Origin of the sequence: Streptomyces sp. NPDC005728, assembly GCF_040630895.1 — a bacterium.
Taxonomy (GTDB): Bacteria; Actinomycetota; Actinomycetes; order Streptomycetales; family Streptomycetaceae; genus Streptomyces.
On record NZ_JBEXYL010000001.1, the window covers coordinates 366,670 to 383,557 of the forward strand.

A 16,888-nucleotide genomic window follows, 5' to 3' on the forward strand; every position below is an offset into this window, starting at 1 on the left:
GGCGCCCGCCGAACTGTGCGGAGTTGCCCCTCCTACTCCCCGCGCTCCGCCGCGCTGCGCTCCACACAGAACTCGTTGCCCTCGGGGTCGGCGAGGACCGCCCAGCCCGTGCCGTCGGCGTTACGCCGGTCGTCCACCAGGGTGGCACCGAGGGCGAGCACCCGCTCGACCTCCTCGTCGCGGCTGCGGTCCTGGGGCTGGAGGTCGAAGTGGACCCGGTTCTTGACGGTCTTGGCGTCCGGCACGGTGATGAAGAGCAGGCCCGCACCCTCGATCAGGGCCATCTCGTCGCCCGGGTGGTCGTCCTCGTGCAGGGGCTGTTCCAGCACCTTCGACCAGAAGCTGCCCAGGGCGTAGGCGTCGGCGCAGTCGATCGTCACATGGCGGATCTTGGAAGTCATGTGCGGGATTCTCGTCGGCGGCGGTGAGAAAGGGCAACGTGCGGCAACCTTTCCCGGCCCGGCGGCCACCCAAGGGCATGACATCTGCACGACGCACGACACACCACCGCCGGGTCAGGGTGGCCCGCAAGCCCGCGATCGGCGCCCTGGCGGCGGCCGGGGTGCTCGCCGGGGCGTGGTACGCGACCGCCGGGGCGGCGCCGACCGGCTCCCCCGGCCTCACGGTCACCAGCACCGCCGTGAGCCTGAGCGCCAAGTACCCGTACCTGTCGGCGGGTTACAACAACACCCGCGAGTGGAACCGCACCGCCACCGCGGCCGCCCCCGACGGCACCCTGCGGGTCGCCTGGCCGGCCGCGGACGGCGTCCACGTCACCCCGCTCACGGCGGCCGGCAAGCGCTCCGGCGCGGACACGGTCGTCAAGGGCACCGAGGAGGTCGGCGGCCTGGTCGCCCACAACGACGGCTTCGCGCTCCTGACCCGGGTCTCCGACAGCAACAAGTGGAACGAGACCGCCGCCGCCATCGTCCGCTACACCGGCGGCAGGCAGACCTGGCGCACCGAGCTGACCGGCACCGCCTCCCACGACACCGCCCCCACCCTGGACGGCCGGCTCACCTGGAACGGCACCAAGTACGGCGCCTACTTCGTCGTCCACGGCGCGGGCGGCTTCGCGGACGGCCACTACGGCGACAAGCTGTCGTACATCAGCACCAAGGGCGCGAAGCTCAGCGGCGGTTGGAGCTGGGGCTGCAGCCACAACGAGGGAATCGCCCTGCAAGCCGAGACCTCCGGCGCCTTCACCTCCCTCTGCTTCGACGACTGGCGCTCGGGGCTCTTCGTCTCCACCGGCATCGGCGCCCCGGACGAGGCCCCGGTGGTGCAGCGCGAGCAGTGCTGGGCAGGCTACTGCGGGGGCACGTTCCCGAGCCGCACCGGCGACCTGGTGAAGTCCTCCACCGGCAGGTACGCGACCGCCTTCGCCTCCCGGGGCGCCGCCTTCGCCAAGAAGAACCCGGACGACTCCAGCGGCCGCGGCCGGACGGTCACCCCGAGGACCAGCACCCACCAGCTGGCGATCGCCTTCCTCAAGAACCGCGACTCCGGTCCCGGCAAGGCGATGTACCTCTCCACCGCCAAGGGCACCGAGCACGTCAACGTGCACCTCGCCCCGTACGGCAAGGACAAGCTGCTGCTGTCCTGGGAGTCCCTGAAGAACGCCAAGTGCTCGGCGGGCACCTGCACCGGCACCTTCACGGGCACGCATCTGCGGCTCGTCGACTGGAGCGGCAAGTTCGTCAGCGCCGACAAGGTGGTGAGCGCGCGGATCACCGGTGACGTCGCGGTCCTCAAGAACGGCTCCCTCACCTGGGCCTACGCGCCCGTCACCCCGTCCTACGCCACCCCCCTCAGCGGGGCGTCACCGACCACGACGACGCTGCGGATCGCCCGTCTGAAGCCGTGAACCGGAACTGCCTGACCTCTCCCGAGGCCCAGCGGACACTCAGGTCGTGGTCCCCCCGCACCTCCACGGTCGCCAGGTCCCCGAGGGACAGGGGGTCGGGTTCCGCGGTGAGACGGGCGAGGGCCACGAACAGGGTGGGGGTGTCGCCGGTCGTTCCGGAGAGGGCGAAGCCGTCCGACAGGCCGTGGACCGGGACGAGTTCGGCCTTCTCGTCCTCCCACGGCACCCATCCGGTGATGTGCACCTCGGTGCCGGGGTCCGCCCCCGCCACCAGATGGGCCCGCACCTCCACCGCGCCGTCGGCCACGACGAGGCTGGTCACCTCCGCCCCGGAGGCCACCGTGTACCGGGAGGCCGCCCAGCCCTCCCCCACGCCCAGTGGCACGATGCCCGTGCGGACCGGGTCGCCGCCGACCATGACGATGTTGTCGGGCGGCGACCCGAGAGGCCGCGTGACCGTGGAGTACGCGAACCGCGTGTAGTACGGGTCGTAGCGGATGTCCTCGCTGCCGTGATTGTGGAGGCGGACCACTCCGTCCGAACGGGTGGACTGCAGCAGCCAGTTGGGACCCGCGATCGCCGTCACCGCATCGGCGCGCTCCGCCGGGCCCGGCTCCTCGGCGGCCGTCCACACCTCGTGGTCCGGCGGCAGCAGGAGCCCCAGGAAGCCCTTGCTCGCCCAGTACGGGGACGCCGGCCCCGAGTAGGTCTGCAGGACCGCCTCGTCCGGGCCGTGCCAGCCGAGGGTCAGCAGCCCGTGGGAGTCCACGGCGCCCCGGTCCAGGAAGTACCTGAGCGCTCCGGAGGCCAGCCGCCGTGTCTCGCCCGCCGTGAGGGGCGTTCGGCCGGTGAGCGCGCCCAGCCACAGCGGGGCCGTGGTCGCGAACCGGTACGTCAGCGAGCGGCCCTGGTGCAGGGGTGCGCCGTCGCCGCCGAACAGGCGGGCGTAGTCGGAGAGATGGCGTTCGAGCCGGCCGCCGTACAGCTCCAGCAGCTCGGCGTCGTCGGCCAGCCAGGCGTGGAGCACCGGGTAGAGGTGCATGGCCCAGCCGTTGTAGTAGTCGTACTTGCGGCCGTCACCGTCGGTGTACCAGCCGTCGCCGACGTACCAGTCCTCGATGCGCGCGAGGCCGCGGTCGATCGCCTTGCGGGCCGCCTCGGGTGCGTGGCCGATCTCCGCGAGGAAGCCGCCGACGGTGACCGGGAACAACTCCCAGTTGCAGGGCCAGGGTTCGGCGGCCAGCGCGTCCGTCAGCCAGGCCGCCGTGCGCTCGCGCACCGACTGGTCCAGGCGGTCCCACAGCAGGGGGCGGGTCAGCCGCAGGGCGAGAGCGATGGAGGCGGCCTCGACGAGCGGCTGGCTGCGGTCGGCGATCTCGGGCCAGACTCCGCCGGGACCGGCCGCGAGGCCCTCGGCGTAGCGGCCGAGCGCGGTCTCGTCACGGCGGAAGGCGGCCAGCAGCAGGGTCCGGGCGTATCCCTCCAGGCCGTCGGAGAGGTGGCCCGCGTGGCTCACGTGGTCGCCGGGGAGGTGGTAGAGGGCGCGGTCGGCGGTGGCACAGGGCTCGACGGCGGCGAGCAGCGCGTCGGCGGCGGCTTCCCAGTGGGCGCGGGTGTAGCCGGTACAGGGGCTCGCGGAGCGGTCGTCGGCGGGCAGTTCGATCACGGCGGGTGGCTTTCCTTTCCTGACGGGCCCGGGGCGGCGCCCGGGTCCGGTGACCCCGGGGCTTCCGTCTACGATCTACGGTCGACCGACCACCGGCCACTGTTTGCCGTCTACCGTCCACTGTTTGCCGTCTTCCGTCTTCCGTCTTCCGTCTTCCGTCTTCCGTCTACCGGCCGTCGGCGAGCCCGTGGCGCCCCGCTGTCGGCGGTCCTGGGACGCCCCGGTTCCGGTCGGGGCGCCCCAGGAGTTCATCCCACCCGCGCCTTGCCCTCCGGCACCAGATGTCGGGCGAGGAGTTCGTCGCGGACCAGCCCCGCGTAGACGAAGGCGCCGTGCGCGGAGGTGTGCGTGTTGTCCCGCTTCTCGTTGTAGAGGTAGAGGGCCTTGGAGCCCTCGACGCCGAGCGACTCCACCAGCGCCTTCGTCTTCGCCGTGAGGTCGATCAGCGGGACGCCCTCGGCCGCGGCGACGGCGCGGATGACGGCCGGGTGGTCGACGCCGAGACCGTTGACCAGCAGAGCGGTGTTGTTGTTCAGGGTGCCGTCGGCGTTGAACCAGCGGCGCACGATCGGGGTCACGAGCACCGGCTCGCCGCCCCGGTCCCGGATGCCCGCCACCAGGGTCTCCAGGTTCGCCCGGTAGGTCGCCTCGTCGGTGGTCTTGTCGTTGTGGGCGAGCTGCACGAGGACGAGGTCGCCGGGCCGGATCAGCGGCTGGACGGTGGCCCACAGCTGGGGGTTCTGCAGGTAGGTGACCGTACTCTCGCCGGAATCCGCGTAGTTGGCGACGGACAGTCCCCTGCGCAGGTATTGCGGGAGCTGCTGGCCCCAGCCGGAGTACGGGTCCCCGGGCTGGTCGCAGACCGTGGAGTCGCCGATCAGGATGATCTGCCGGGCGTGCAGGGCCGGGGTGACCCGGATGCCGGCGAGGGCGGGGGCGGAGCCGCCGAGGGTGAGGTCGAGGCCGGGGGTGCCGTCGGGGCCGGTCGGTTCACCCTCGGGGGTGCGGACGTTCACGGTGAAGCTGCGCGTGACCCGCTCACCGGCTGCGACGGCGGTCTCCGGGAGCAGAGAGCGGCGGGTCTCACCGCCGATGCTCGTGCCCGACGCCGCCTCGCCGCCGAGGGTCACCCGGACGTCGTACGTGCCGGGCGGGACGTCGAAGTGGCAGGCGGTCGCGGTGCAGTGGTCGATGCCCAGGGACTGCTGCCGGTCGTGCGCCTGCGCGGGTACGGCCGACAGCGCGCCGCTCAGGGTGACCGCCGCCAGCAGGGCGATGCTGAAGCGTCTCACTCGGGGCTCCTCCGTCACGCCGACAAGGTGACAGCTGGACCGTATCGCCTTCGGCAAGCGCTTTCCAGTATCTGGACTGATTTCACAAGACTGCCAACCTTCTGGACGCGAAAGCCCTTTCGCGAAATCGATTCAACTGCCACCCTGCCAGCACCCGCACCCCCACCCGCTTCCGAAGGAGGCACCCCCATGTCCGCATCTGAGAGCAGTTCGGTCGGACGCCGCACCTTCGTGCTCGGCGCCGCGGCCGCCGCCGGGTCGGCAGCCCTCGCCGGTCCGCTCGCCCCGGCCGCCTCGGCCGCCGGCTTCGGCTGGTCGGACGACGGCTCCCACTACGTCGTCGACACCGGCGCGAACCTCGTCTTCAAGGTCAGCAAGAGCAACGGCGACCTGACCTCGCTGGTCTACAAGGGCACCGAGTACCAGGGCTACGGCGGCAAGAACTCGCACGTCGAATCCGGCCTCGGCACGTCGACGGTGACGATCACTCAGTCCGGCTCGACGATCCTGATCTCGGTCGCGTACGGCACCCTCAGGCACTACTACGCGGCCCGCAGCGGCGAGAACAACGTCTACGTGTGGACCAACAAGGCGGACACCTCCGTCTCCGCGACCCGATACATCGTGCGAGTCAAGGCGGGGCTGTTCCTCAACGACGAGCCGGACTCCTACACGTACACGAACAGCACCGTCGAGGCCTCGGACGTGTTCGCGAAGTCCGACGGGCAGACGCGGTCCAAGCACTACTCGAAGCTCCGGGTCATCGACTACGACTACACCGGCTGGACGACCGGCAGCGTCGGCCTGTGGATCGTGCGCAGCAACCACGAGAAGGCGTCCGGCGGCCCGTTCTACCGCTCGCTGCTGCGCCACCAGAGCGCCGACGGCGGCGGCCTGTACGAGATCCTGTACTACGGCGAGAACCAGACGGAGGACCAGCGCTTCGGTCTCCAGGGGCCGTACGTCATCGCGTTCACGGACGGCGGTGCGCCCTCCGCCTCGCTGTACCACGCGAACCTCACCACCTCGTGGGCGGACTCGCTCGGCATCTCCGGGTACGTCGGCGCGAGCGGGCGGGGCCGGGTGGCGGGCGTGGGCATCGCCGGGCGGAACACGGCGTACCCGTACACGGTGGGGCTCGCGAACTCGGCGGCGCAGTACTGGGGTGCGGCGCGGTCGTCGGACGGGTACTTCTCGGTCGGCGGTGTACTGCCGGGTGCATACACGCTGACTGTCTACAAAGGCGAGTTGGCTGCATACAGTACACAGGTGACCGTATCCGCGGGCGCGACGACGACCCTCAACACGATCACCATCCCCTCGTCCAACGACCCCTCCAACGCGAGCGCGATCTGGCGGATCGGCGACTGGAACGGCACTCCGAGCGGCTTCAAGAACGCGGACCTGATGACGTACGCGCATCCCTCCGACGTACGGGCCGCCGTCTGGACCGGCAACGTGGTGATCGGCAGCGGCAGCGAGACCTCCGCCTTCCCCGCGTACCTCTGGAAGGACGTCAACAGCGGTCTGCTGGTCTACTTCAGGCTGACCGCGGCCCAGGCCGCCGCCGCGCACACCCTGCGGATCGGCGTGACGACGACGTACGCCAACGGCCGGCCGCAGATCACCGTCAACGACACCTGGACCTCGGCGATCCCCTCCCCGCCCACCCAGCCGAGCACCCGGTCCCTGACGGTGGGCTCCTACCGGGGCAACAACTACACGTTCACCTACAGCATCCCGGCCGGCGCATGGCTGACGGACACCAGCCAGTACAACGTGCTGAAGATCAACGTGGTGAGCGGTTCGGGAACGACGGACTATCTCAGCGCGGGCACCGCGGTCGACGCGATCGATCTGCTGGCCTGATTCCGCAGCAGCGCCTGAGCGGGCGGGTCGGTTCGGCTCTTCGTCGACAGTTCCAGTGGTGCGACCGCGACCGGCCGTGGCACGATGCCGGGCGGGGAGAGGGGGCACACGATTCTGTCGGTCGTCGCGAACGTCGTGATCGGGCTGGTGACCAGCCTGCTCGGCGGTGGGTTCGTCTGGTTGTGGGAACGGGCCAAGCGCACGCGGGCGGTGAACAGGCGCGCGGCCTTCTTCGGCGTCCGGCCGGGGCAGACGTGCCTGATCGTGCTGGGCAGCAAGTACAACGCACCCGGCACCGCGCATTACCGGGATGTGCGGGCGGTCGTAGAACTGACCCTGCTCGCAGGCGAGTTGGGCTGTGGGGTCTCGGTGGAGGCCGGTGACTTCCGCGGCAGCAACGGCGATCGCACCGAGTTCTGCGTGGGCGGCCCCACCGGCGACTCCAACATCCGCACGGGCGGCCACCTCGCCGCCCATCTGCCCGGAGTCACCATCCACCCCCACCTCGGCAGCCGCCAGGACTCGGCGGCCATAGAGGTCGGCGGCGAGAAGTTCCTGTTCGACCGGGGCAACCAGGAGTACGCCCTGGTGGCGAAGTTCACGCCCGCCGAGTCGAGCCTCCCGGTCTTCCTGGTCTCCGGACAGACGTCCATGGCCAACCTGGCGGCGATTCACTTCCTGCGCCGCGCGTATGCGCGGGTGGCCATGGAGTTGTCCTCGCTGGAGCGCTTCTGCATCCTGATCAAGATCTCTGACATCGGCACCTACGAGTTCCATCGCGCGGACCTGGAACGGGATGTCACCGCCGCCGCGTTCGCGCGTTGACGGCGCTCACCGTTCCGGGACCTCACCGAGCACAACGGCGACCGCCCGCCTCCATGTCACCCGCTGGGCGAGTTCGTTCCGGAGTTCCGCCGCGGGCCCGAATGCGGCGTCGCGGTCCGGTCCTTGCGGTCAACTACCCCCTGTCCACTGCTGGTTGGTTCCGTCGTTGCAGGTGTAGGTGATGATCGCGGCGGAGTCGGCGGTGGACGCGCCGGACACGTCCAGGCACTCGCCGCTCGCTCGGGCCTTGAGGTTCACGTACGAGCCGGAGGTGACGAGCGACCACTGCTGGGCGGTGGCGCCGGTGCAGTTCTCCTGGGTGACGTCGGCGGCGTTCTCCTGCAGGCACAGGGAGCTGCCCCGGCCCATCAGTTCGTAGAAGCCGTTGCCGAGGTCCTTGAACCACCACTTCTGGTTGGCACCGCCGTTGCAGGTGTACTGGCTGATCGCGACGCCCTGCCCGAGGGACTGGCTCGGTACGTCGGCGCACTTGGAGCTGTGCCGTGCGACCAGGGTGTTGTACGTGGCGCTCGTGCCGGTGACCGTGCCGGCGGTGGTGTCGACCGTGTTCTCCGGGGACCAGGACATGGACATCGAGGTGGAGGTCGGGAAGGTGAGTGGCAGCCACACGTACCGGGAGTCGTTGACCGTGCCGCCGAAGGAGTTGCCCCAGCGGTCGCCCATGTAGAGGTACGAGGTGCCCGAACTGCCCTGCACGGGAAGGACGTAGGCGGTCTGGGAGCCGTAGGCGGTGGAGTCGCCGATGTTCTTCCACCCGGTCCAGGGGCCGGCGAGGGAGGTGGCGGTGGCGTATTGCTGCTGGTTGGGGTTCCAGCCGGTGGCGCCCGACGTCAGCATGAAGTACACGCCGCCCCGCTTGAACAGTGCCGGTGCCTCGCGGTGGCCGCCGGGCCAGGGGTTGGCGAGCCGGCTCTCGATGCCGGTGTAGTCGGCGGTCAGCTTGTAGAGGTGCAGGTCGTAGTTCTCGTTGGCGGCGGAGACCATGTAGGCGGTGCCGTCGGTGTCCACGTAGGTCGTGATGTCCCGGGACATGTACTGGCCGAGCGGCCGGAAACTGCCCCGGTAGGTGTAGGTGCCGTCGACGGTGTCGGAGACGGCGACGGCGGCGCGGGCCTCGCTGTAGTCGACGCCGTTCTCCTTGTGCATCCACATGACGAACTTGCCGGTCGTGGCGTTGTAGATGACCTTGGGGCGCTCGATGTAGGCGGTGGCCAGCTCCGGGGCGGAGGACTGGGACAGGACGTGGCCGCGGAACTCCCAGTTCTTCAGGTCGGTGGAACGGTAGGCGTCCACGTAGCGGAAGGTGTTGTCGGAGTTGCGGTCCTCGCCGAACCAGTAGTAGAAGGAGCCGGCCTTGATGACCCCGCCGCCGTGTGCGTGCACGGGGTTGCCCGAAGTGTCCTTGAACTGGGTGCCGTTGGTGATCGTCTGCGGTGCCGCCTGGGCGGGGCCGGCAGTCGCCAGGGCCGCGGCGAGCGCGCAGCACAGGGCGAGCAGGATCGCGTACGCGCGTCTCATCTCAGACACTCTCCTTCACCGTGTCGGCGACGGGGATGCCGAAGTCCGGGGTGCCGTCCGGCTTCCAGCCGAGCTTCTGGATGCGGGTGTGGCGGTTGGGGTCGTGCAGCGGGTCGCCGGTGATCTCCTTGTACTGGCGGGCGTGGTAGACGAGGACGTCGCTGTGTCCGTCCTCGGCGACGGTGAAGCAGTTGTGGCCGGGCCCGTACTGCTTCGTCGTGTCGTTGCTGGTGAAGACGGGGGTCGGGGACTTGGACCAGCTTGCCGCGCTCATGAGGTCGCTGTCGGCGTCGGCGGTGAGCAGGCCCATGCAGTAGTGGTAGTCGGTGGCGCTGGCCGAGTAGGTGAGGAAGACGCGGCCGTTGCGCTGGAGGACGTACGGGCCCTCGTTGACCTTGTAGCCGACGCATTCCCAGTCGAACTCCGGGGTGGAAAGCCTGACTTGGGGGCCGGTCAGCGTCCAGGGGTCGGACATCCTCGATATCCACAGCGCGGTGTTGTTGTCCATGCCGGGTTCGTGCTGGGCCCAGACGAGGTAGCGGGTGCCGCGGTGCTTGAAGGTGGTGGCGTCGAGGGAGAAGGTCTCCCAGGCGGTCTTGATCTGCCCCCTCTCCACCCACGTTCCCCGGAACGGGTCGGGATTGGCGTTCTCCAGCACCCAGATGCGGATCGCCCACACGTCCTCGGCGGGTGCGGAGGCGAAGTAGATGTACCACTTGCCGCCTGTCCGGTGCAGCTCCGGCGCCCAGATGTGCGCGCCCATCGGACCGGTGGCGTGCGCCCGCCAGATGACCGACTCGGGGGCAGTGGAAAGCCCGTTCAGGGTGCGGGAGCGGCGCAGGACGATGCGGTCGCACTCGGGGACGGTCGCGGTGAAGTAGTACCGGCCGTCGGTGTGGCGGGTGATGTGGGGGTCGGCGCGCTGCTGGACGAGGGGGTTCACGAAGGGGGCGGTCGCGCGGGACGCGGCCGGGGCCGCGAGGGCGGGGGTCGCGGAGGTGGCCGCCAGGGCGCCGGCGGCCGCGGCGCCCTTCAGCAGCAGGCGGCGGGAGGGGTGGGGGGCGTGGGGGTCGCGGCTCATGCGGACTGCCTCTCGGTGAGGTGAGCGAGGATGTTCGATCTATCGAACATCATCTGTCATCCCGAACGCCGAAAAGGTAAGGGCGAGCAACCAGGAGGTCAACGGGTCTGACGGACAAGGGAGTAAGCGATTTCTGACGGGGGCGATTTTCTGTTATCCGCCGGCGGGCCCGTACGTCTCCCAGTCGTGCGCACCCATACCCACAGGACAGCAGCGGCCGTAGGCGCCCTCGCGGCGGTCGCCTTCACGATCGGCGCTCCCTCCCCTTCCGCCGCCGCCGGCACCCAGGACGTCACCGCCGAGGTTCTCGCGGGGCGGGACGTGACGCTCACCGGAGACACGGTGGTCACCGTCCCGTCGGGGACGACCATGTACGACGGCGTCTTCCGCGGCCAGGGCACGCTCACGGTGCGCGGCGACGGCACGCTGATCCTCGGCAGGGACAGCGACTTCACGCTGCCCCAGTCCCGGCGGCGGCAGGTCGTGCGCACCCAGGGCGGCAATCACCCGTACACCACCGTGACCAACCCCGACCCGCCCGCGATCACGGTCGAACGCGGGGCGACCCTGCAGTACGGCACCGGCGGCGCCACCGGCCTCATCGGCCACTTCCCCTACAACACGCCCGGCTACCGGCTGAACCAGCTCAACGTCCGCGTCGACGGCACCCTCCGCCTGTCCCTGACCCGCACCTTCAACATCGGTACCATCAGCGGCTCGGGCCTGGTCACCCAGCCCCGCAACATGTGGGGCACCCTCGACCTCGCCGGCACCCATCCGTTCTCCGGGGTCATAGACAACGGCACCGGCATGGCCGTGGGCCGCCCCGAGTTCCCGGTGGCGCTACCCCGGGCCCGGGCGATCCTCAACCAGGGCTCGTGGATCATCGACACCCCGCTGTACCGGACGATCACCCTGCGGCAGGACTTCTACCAGCGGGAGTACGGCAGTGACATCAACGTGCACACCCGGCCGGGCAGCAAGGTGGTGCTCACCGGGCAGTACAGCTACAGCGACCGGGGCGGCGACACCAACCCCTCGCTCAGCATCCCGGGCCTGAACTGGCGGGCCGTGCCGCACCAGTTGAACAAGCGGGGTACGAACATCGAGGGTGCCGATGTTCAGTGGGGCGACGGAACCACGCACCGGATCTTCATGCCAGGTACGCGGGATACCGTATACATCAATCTGCATACCGCCGGCGGTCGACGGTCCCGGCTGACCTTCGACTACAACGGCCCGGTGACACTGGGCGCCCCCATCGGCGGCGGCAGGTACCACGACACGCTGGCCGCGCCCGGCGCCGGGGATGTGGTGATCGCGGGGACGCGCGGCAACGACGTGACCTTCGCGGCCGCGCAGTACTACGACGGCTCGACGACCGTCGGGAAGGGCGCGGTGCTGCGGCTGGGCTCGGGCGCGAAGGGCGGCGACGGTGGCCTGCTGACGGGGACGGCCGGCCGGCGGATCGTGAACGACGGCACCCTGTTCCTGCGGAACGTCTCGACCCCCGTGCGGCTGGCCCACGTCGGCGGGAGCGGCGCGCTGGTCCAGTCGGGCGCCGCGACGACGACGCTCACGGGCGACGCGGTGACGTACACCGGGACGACGACCGTCTCGAGGGGCACGCTGGCCCTGCGCTCCGGGGCGACTCTGCTGCAGAGCAAGGCGATCGAGCTCACGTCGGCGGCCGCGCGGCTCGACGCGGGCACCTCGGGGCTGCGGGTGGCCACCTCGCTCTCCGGCAAGGGCACGGTGCGGGGCGCCGTGACCAACGACGGCCTGGTGACGGGCGGTCTGACGGTGACCGGGGACTACACGCAGCACGCAAAGGGCGAACTGGTGCTGCGAGAGAGGCCGTTGAAGGTGACGGGCAGGCTGCGTCTGGCCGGGGCCTTCGACATGTCCGCCGCGGGGACCGACCCGGCGCCCGAGATCACCGTCGTCGAGCACGGCGGCCGCTCCCGGACCACGGGCGCCTTCGACGGTCTGCCGGAGGGCGCCCGGCTGAGGCTCGCCGACACCGACTACCGGATCCGCTACAACGGCGGCGACGGCAACGACGTCGTCCTGACCTCGACCGGCGCGAGCCGCGCCCCCGGCGCCCACGCCGAGGCCGCCGCCGGTCCGAGTGCCGTGGCCACCCGGACCGCGAACACCGCGGCCGAGGGCTTCGGCTGGTGGCCGTACGTCCTCGTACTCGGCCTGCTCGGCGGCCTGGTGTTCCCGGCGGCCCTGCGCACCCGTCGGGGCAGGGGCCGGAGCAGGGGCGGACGGCACGCGGCACAGGAGTAGGGGCGTACGGCAGTGGGCCCCGGCGAAACGGAATCCGCCGGGGCCCACTGCCTGAGGACGTACGACCGCGGGCTCAGTCCGTGCCGGACTCCATGGCGGCGCGGTCCAGCATCGTCTCCTCGTCCGTCGCCTCGCCGCGCGAGGCGATCACCTCGGCGCCGCCCTTGTCCATGGCGCCGATCAGACCGGTCGAGGCCGCCTGCGCGGCGCCGACGAGCCTCGGCTGGTCGCTGCCCACCATGCCCAGGGTCGCGTACTGCTCGAGCCGCGCACGGGAGTCGGCGATGTCCAGGTTCCGCATGGTGAGCTGGCCGATCCGGTCCACCGGGCCGAACGCCGAGTCCTCGGTCCGCTCCATGGAGAGCTTGTCCGGGTGGTAGCTGAGCGCCGGGCCCCGGGTGTCGAGGACCGAGTAGTCCTCGCCTCGCCGCAGCCGCAGGGTCACCTCTCCCGTGATCGCGGCGCCGACCCAGCGCTGCAGCGACTCACGCACCATCAGCGCCTGCGGGTCCAGCCAGCGGCCCTCGTAGAGCAGCCGGCCGAGACGCCGGCCCTCGTTGTGGTACGCGGCCACGGTGTCCTCGTTGTGGATCGCGTTGACCAGGCGCTCGTAGGCGATGTGCAGCAGTGCCATGCCGGGCGCCTCGTAGATGCCGCGGCTCTTGGCCTCGATGATCCGGTTCTCGATCTGGTCGGACATGCCGAGCCCGTGCCGGCCGCCGATCGCGTTGGCCTCCATGACGAGGTCGACCGGCGAGGCGAACTCCTTGCCGTTGACGGTGACCGGGCGGCCCTGGTCGAAACCGATCGTCACCTCCTCGGTGGCGATCTCCACCGACGGGTCCCAGAACCGCACACCCATGATCGGGTCGACCGTCTCGATGCCGGTGTCCAGGTGCTCCAGGGTCTTGGCCTCGTGCGTGGCGCCCCAGATGTTGGCGTCCGTGGAGTACGCCTTCTCCGTCGAGTCCCGGTACGGCAGCCCGTGCGCGAGCAGCCACTCCGACATCTCCTTGCGGCCGCCCAGCTCCGTGACGAAGTCCGCGTCCAGCCAGGGCTTGTAGATCCGCAGGTGCGGGTTGGCGAGCAGCCCGTAGCGGTAGAACCGCTCGATGTCGTTGCCCTTGAAGGTGGAGCCGTCGCCCCAGATCTGCACCCCGTCCTCGAGCATGGCCCGTACCAGCAGTGTGCCGGTCACGGCGCGTCCCAGCGGCGTGGTGTTGAAGTACGGGCGACCGCCCGACCTGATGTGGAACGCGCCGCAGGAGAGCGCCGCCAGCCCTTCTTCGACCAGCGCGGCACGGCAGTCCACGAGACGGGCGATCTCGGCGCCGTACGCGAAGGCGCGGCCGGGCACGGACTCGATGTCGAGTTCGTCGTACTGGCCGATGTCGGCGGTGTAGGTGCAGGGGACGGCGCCCTTGTCGCGCATCCAGGCGACGGCGACCGAGGTGTCGAGGCCGCCGGAGAAGGCGATACCGACCCGTTCGCCGGTGGGGAGGGAGGTGAGGACCTTGGACATGGAATCACTATGCAGCACTTCGCATTTTCATGCAACGTCCGCAGGTCCACCGCAGGTCCGGGTACGCGCGCCGGCCGTTCCGCTTGGACTAGCGTCGTGACATGAGCAGCGACACCTCCCCCAGCCTCGCCGAAGCCCTCGCCGCCGGAACGGTCGTGCTCGACGGCGGCATGTCCAACCAGCTGGAGTCGGCCGGGCACGACCTGAGCGACGAGCTGTGGTCGGCGCGGCTGCTGGCCGAACAGCCCGAGGCGGTCACCGAGGCGCACCTCGCCTACTTCACGGCGGGCGCGGACGTGGCGATCACCGCCAGCTACCAGGCGACCTTCGAGGGCTTCGGCAAGCGCGGGACCGGTCGCGAGGAGGCGGCGCGGCTGCTGGCGTCGAGCGTGGAGCTGGCCCGTGCGGCGGCCCGGCAGGCGCGGGACGCCGGGGCCCTGCGGCCGCTGTGGGTGGCGGCGTCGGTCGGGCCGTACGGGGCGATGCTCGCGGACGGGTCCGAGTACCGCGGGCGGTACGGGCTGAGCGTCGGGGAGCTGGAGCGCTTCCACCGGCCGCGGATGGAGGTGCTGGCCGCTGCCGCGCCGGACGTCCTCGCGCTGGAGACGGTCCCGGACGCGGAGGAGGCGGCGGCACTGCTGCGCGCGGTGCGGGGGCTGGGGGTGCCGGCCTGGCTTTCGTATACGGTCGACGGTCGACGCACCCGTGCCGGTCAGCCGCTCGAAGACGCCTTCGCTCTGGCCGCCGGCGTGGACGAGGTGATCGCGGTCGGCGTCAACTGCTGCGCCCCGGAGGATGCGGAACACGCGGTCGAGACGGCGGCCCGCGTGACGGGCAAGCCGGTCGTCGTCTACCCCAACAGCGGGGAGGCGTGGGACGCGCAGGCGCGTACCTGGAAGGGGCGGGCCACGTTCGGCGCCGAGCAGGTGAAGGCGTGGAGGGATGCGGGGGCCCGGCTGATCGGGGGGTGCTGCCGGGTGGGGCCGGAGGAGATCGCCGCGATCGCACGGGCGCTGTGAGGGGCAGGGGTCACCTGATCGCCGCAGGGGTCGTAGGGGTCCTGTCGTCGGACAGCCACGGGCCGTTCCGGGCCGGTCGCGCAGTCGCCCGCGCCCCCTCGGGGTGCGGGCGGCGGATCGGTCAGCGGCGCCTGGCTCCCACCGAGCGGCGCAGGCGCCGTACCGCCGAGGCGAGTTCGGCTCCCGGGGCGCGGATGTCGGGGGCGGGGGCCGGTTCCGGGACGGTGGGGGCGGTCGACCAGAGGGCGAATTCCGCATCCCGTGGACCGTATACGGTATGCGGTACACCGTCGTCGAAGATCCGTACCGGATGCGTGGCGTCCCAGGCCTGCCAGCCGGGATCCCCGGTCGCGGCGAACCGCACCCACGCCGCGTGCATCGTCTCGCACAGCTCCGGCGGGGCGCCCTCACCCGCCAGCATGGCCGACTCCGGCACGCCACCGGTGTCGAAGACGAAGCCGAGTTCCAGTGCGTGGCAGGCGTCGAGGTCGGGGAGGCGGGACGGCCAGGCGAACTCGTAGACGTACGAGGTGCCGGGGCGGGCGTCGGCCAGCCGGTGCAGCGGGACGCGCAGCAGGTGGTCGGTGACCATCTGGCCGACGATGTCGGCGGTACGGGCGTCGGGGTGCAGGGCGCGGTAGCCGCGCGGCACCTCGTGGCCGACGTGGCAGCGGGCCATGGCGCCGGCCAGAGCGACCGCGCCGAGCCGGTCGACGTGGTCGAGGAGTCCGCCGGGCACGAGCCACAGCCGGTACTCGTCCCGGGTCCAGCCCATGAGCAGGTCGACGCCCTGGGCGGCCTCGCCGTCGATCAGGGCCCGGAGCGGGTCGCGGGGTACGAGGTCGCCGTCCACGACGATGCCGAACGAGGGGCCGCCCAGGACGGGGCTGCCCAGCCGCCCCATCTCGGCCTGGGTGCGCAGCAACTGGTCACGGTCGACGGCGGCGAAGGCCTCGGCGGTGGCGGGGATCTTCAGACGGGTGGCCATGCGGCGCACCATGCGCCGCACCTTGTCGCGTTCGGAGGCTTCCGGCGGCCCGCTCTGCAGGACCGCCCGGCGTATCAGGCCCTGGCTCTGGGGTGCGGCGATCAGGGCGCCGGCGCTGATGGCACCCGCGGACTGTCCGCAGAGGGTCACGTTGGCCGGGTCGCCGCCGAAGGCCGCGATGGTGTCGTGCACCCAGCGCAGGGCGGCGAGCTGGTCGCGGAGTCCGGGGTTGGGGGGTGCGTCCGGGAACAGTCCGTAGCCCTCGACGCCCAGCCGGTAGTTGACCGAGACACAGACGACTCCGTCGCGGGCGAAGGTGCGCCCGTCGTACACGGGCACGGCCGAGGATCCCCTGGTCAGGCCACCGCCGTGCAACCAGAGCAGGACCGGGAGCCGGGAGCCGGGGGCCGGCTCGGGGGTCCACACGTTGAGGTTGAGGCAGTCGTCACCGGGGATGACCGGGTCGGACAGGTACTGGGCGAACGCCTCGGAATACGGCGGTTTCGGCGCTGTGGGCCCGAAGGCTCCGGCGTCGCGCACCCCGTTCCAGGGCTCGGGCGGCTCGGGCGGCCGGAACCGCCGGGGTCCGAAGGGCGGGGCGGCGTACGGGATGCCCCGGAACACCGCGACGCCCTGCTCGTACCGGCCGCGTACGGCCCCGTGGGGCGTTCTGACCACGGGGCCCGCCTGGTCTGCCGTCATCGCCCACCAGCCCTTCGCCGTGCGTCGTGCACCGTGCGCGCTCCGCGTCGTGCACCATCGCGCTCCGCGTCGTGCACCGTGCGCACTCCGCGTCGTGCACCGTTCACGCTGTGCGTCGCGCACCGTTCACATCAGAGCACCACATCGCGCGGATGTATTCCGGTGCACGGACTCTGCGCTGGGCCGTTCGGGGCACACGAGGAGGCCGTCACAGAGGCGACCG

The 16,888-nt window shown here is 71.1% G+C and carries 12 protein-coding genes; 5 read left to right on the forward strand and 7 right to left on the reverse strand.

Going from position 1 to position 16,888, the window contains the following annotated elements:
* Positions 1-32: 32 nt before the first annotated feature.
* Positions 33-401, reverse strand: coding sequence for a VOC family protein (locus tag ABZ471_RS01600; RefSeq protein WP_359061189.1), 369 nt, complete (start codon positions 399-401; stop codon positions 33-35).
* 77 nt (positions 402-478) lie between these two features.
* Between ABZ471_RS01600 and ABZ471_RS01605 the strand changes: the two genes are divergently transcribed.
* Positions 479-1,867, forward strand: a complete 1,389-nt coding sequence (locus tag ABZ471_RS01605; RefSeq protein ID WP_359061191.1) for a hypothetical protein — start codon at positions 479-481, stop codon at positions 1,865-1,867.
* On the opposite strand, the gene ABZ471_RS01610 is transcribed toward ABZ471_RS01605, so the two are convergent.
* A complete protein-coding gene (locus ABZ471_RS01610; RefSeq protein WP_359061288.1) occupies positions 1,812-3,530 on the reverse strand; it encodes a DUF2264 domain-containing protein in 1,719 nt (572 codons plus the stop codon). The genes ABZ471_RS01605 and ABZ471_RS01610 overlap by 56 nt on opposite strands.
* A 251-nt stretch (positions 3,531-3,781) precedes the next feature.
* On the reverse strand, positions 3,782-4,825 hold the full coding sequence (locus tag ABZ471_RS01615; RefSeq protein WP_359061193.1) for a rhamnogalacturonan acetylesterase: 1,044 nt from the start codon (positions 4,823-4,825) through the stop codon (positions 3,782-3,784).
* A gap of 189 nt (positions 4,826-5,014) precedes the next feature.
* Here ABZ471_RS01615 and ABZ471_RS01620 point away from each other — a divergent pair, with 189 nt between their 5' ends.
* Positions 5,015-6,694 carry a rhamnogalacturonan lyase B N-terminal domain-containing protein gene (locus ABZ471_RS01620; RefSeq protein WP_359061195.1) on the forward strand — a complete coding sequence of 560 codons (1,680 nt, stop codon included), beginning with the start codon at positions 5,015-5,017 and terminating at the stop codon, positions 6,692-6,694.
* A gap of 84 nt (positions 6,695-6,778) precedes the next feature.
* Positions 6,779-7,519, forward strand: a complete 741-nt coding sequence (locus ABZ471_RS01625) for a hypothetical protein (protein WP_359061197.1) — start codon at positions 6,779-6,781, stop codon at positions 7,517-7,519.
* Positions 7,520-7,648: 129 nt separating this feature from the next.
* On the opposite strand, the gene ABZ471_RS01630 is transcribed toward ABZ471_RS01625, so the two are convergent.
* Both ABZ471_RS01630 and ABZ471_RS01635 read right to left on the reverse strand, forming a co-directional pair.
* Positions 7,649-9,058, reverse strand: coding sequence for an RICIN domain-containing protein (locus tag ABZ471_RS01630; protein WP_359061199.1), 1,410 nt, complete (start codon positions 9,056-9,058; stop codon positions 7,649-7,651).
* A 1-nt stretch (position 9,059) separates the two neighbouring features.
* Positions 9,060-10,139, reverse strand: coding sequence for a glycoside hydrolase family 43 protein (locus ABZ471_RS01635; protein WP_359061201.1), 1,080 nt, complete (start codon positions 10,137-10,139; stop codon positions 9,060-9,062).
* Positions 10,140-10,325: 186 nt separating this feature from the next.
* On the opposite strand from ABZ471_RS01635, the gene ABZ471_RS01640 reads away from it, so the two are divergent.
* Positions 10,326-12,434 (forward strand): autotransporter-associated beta strand repeat-containing protein, encoded by a 2,109-nt coding sequence (locus ABZ471_RS01640; RefSeq protein ID WP_359061203.1) that lies wholly within the window; start codon positions 10,326-10,328, stop codon positions 12,432-12,434.
* Between the two features lie 73 nt (positions 12,435-12,507).
* Here ABZ471_RS01640 and argG read toward each other — a convergent pair whose 3' ends face one another.
* Positions 12,508-13,956, reverse strand: a complete 1,449-nt coding sequence (gene argG, locus ABZ471_RS01645; protein WP_359061205.1) for an argininosuccinate synthase — start codon at positions 13,954-13,956, stop codon at positions 12,508-12,510.
* 101 nt (positions 13,957-14,057) lie between these two features.
* On the opposite strand from argG, the gene mmuM reads away from it, so the two are divergent.
* A complete protein-coding gene (mmuM, locus tag ABZ471_RS01650; protein WP_359061207.1) occupies positions 14,058-14,975 on the forward strand; it encodes a homocysteine S-methyltransferase in 918 nt (305 codons plus the stop codon).
* Positions 14,976-15,096: 121 nt separating this feature from the next.
* Here mmuM and ABZ471_RS01655 read toward each other — a convergent pair whose 3' ends face one another.
* A complete protein-coding gene (locus ABZ471_RS01655; RefSeq protein WP_359061209.1) occupies positions 15,097-16,665 on the reverse strand; it encodes a carboxylesterase family protein in 1,569 nt (522 codons plus the stop codon).
* Positions 16,666-16,888: the final 223 nt, after the last annotated feature.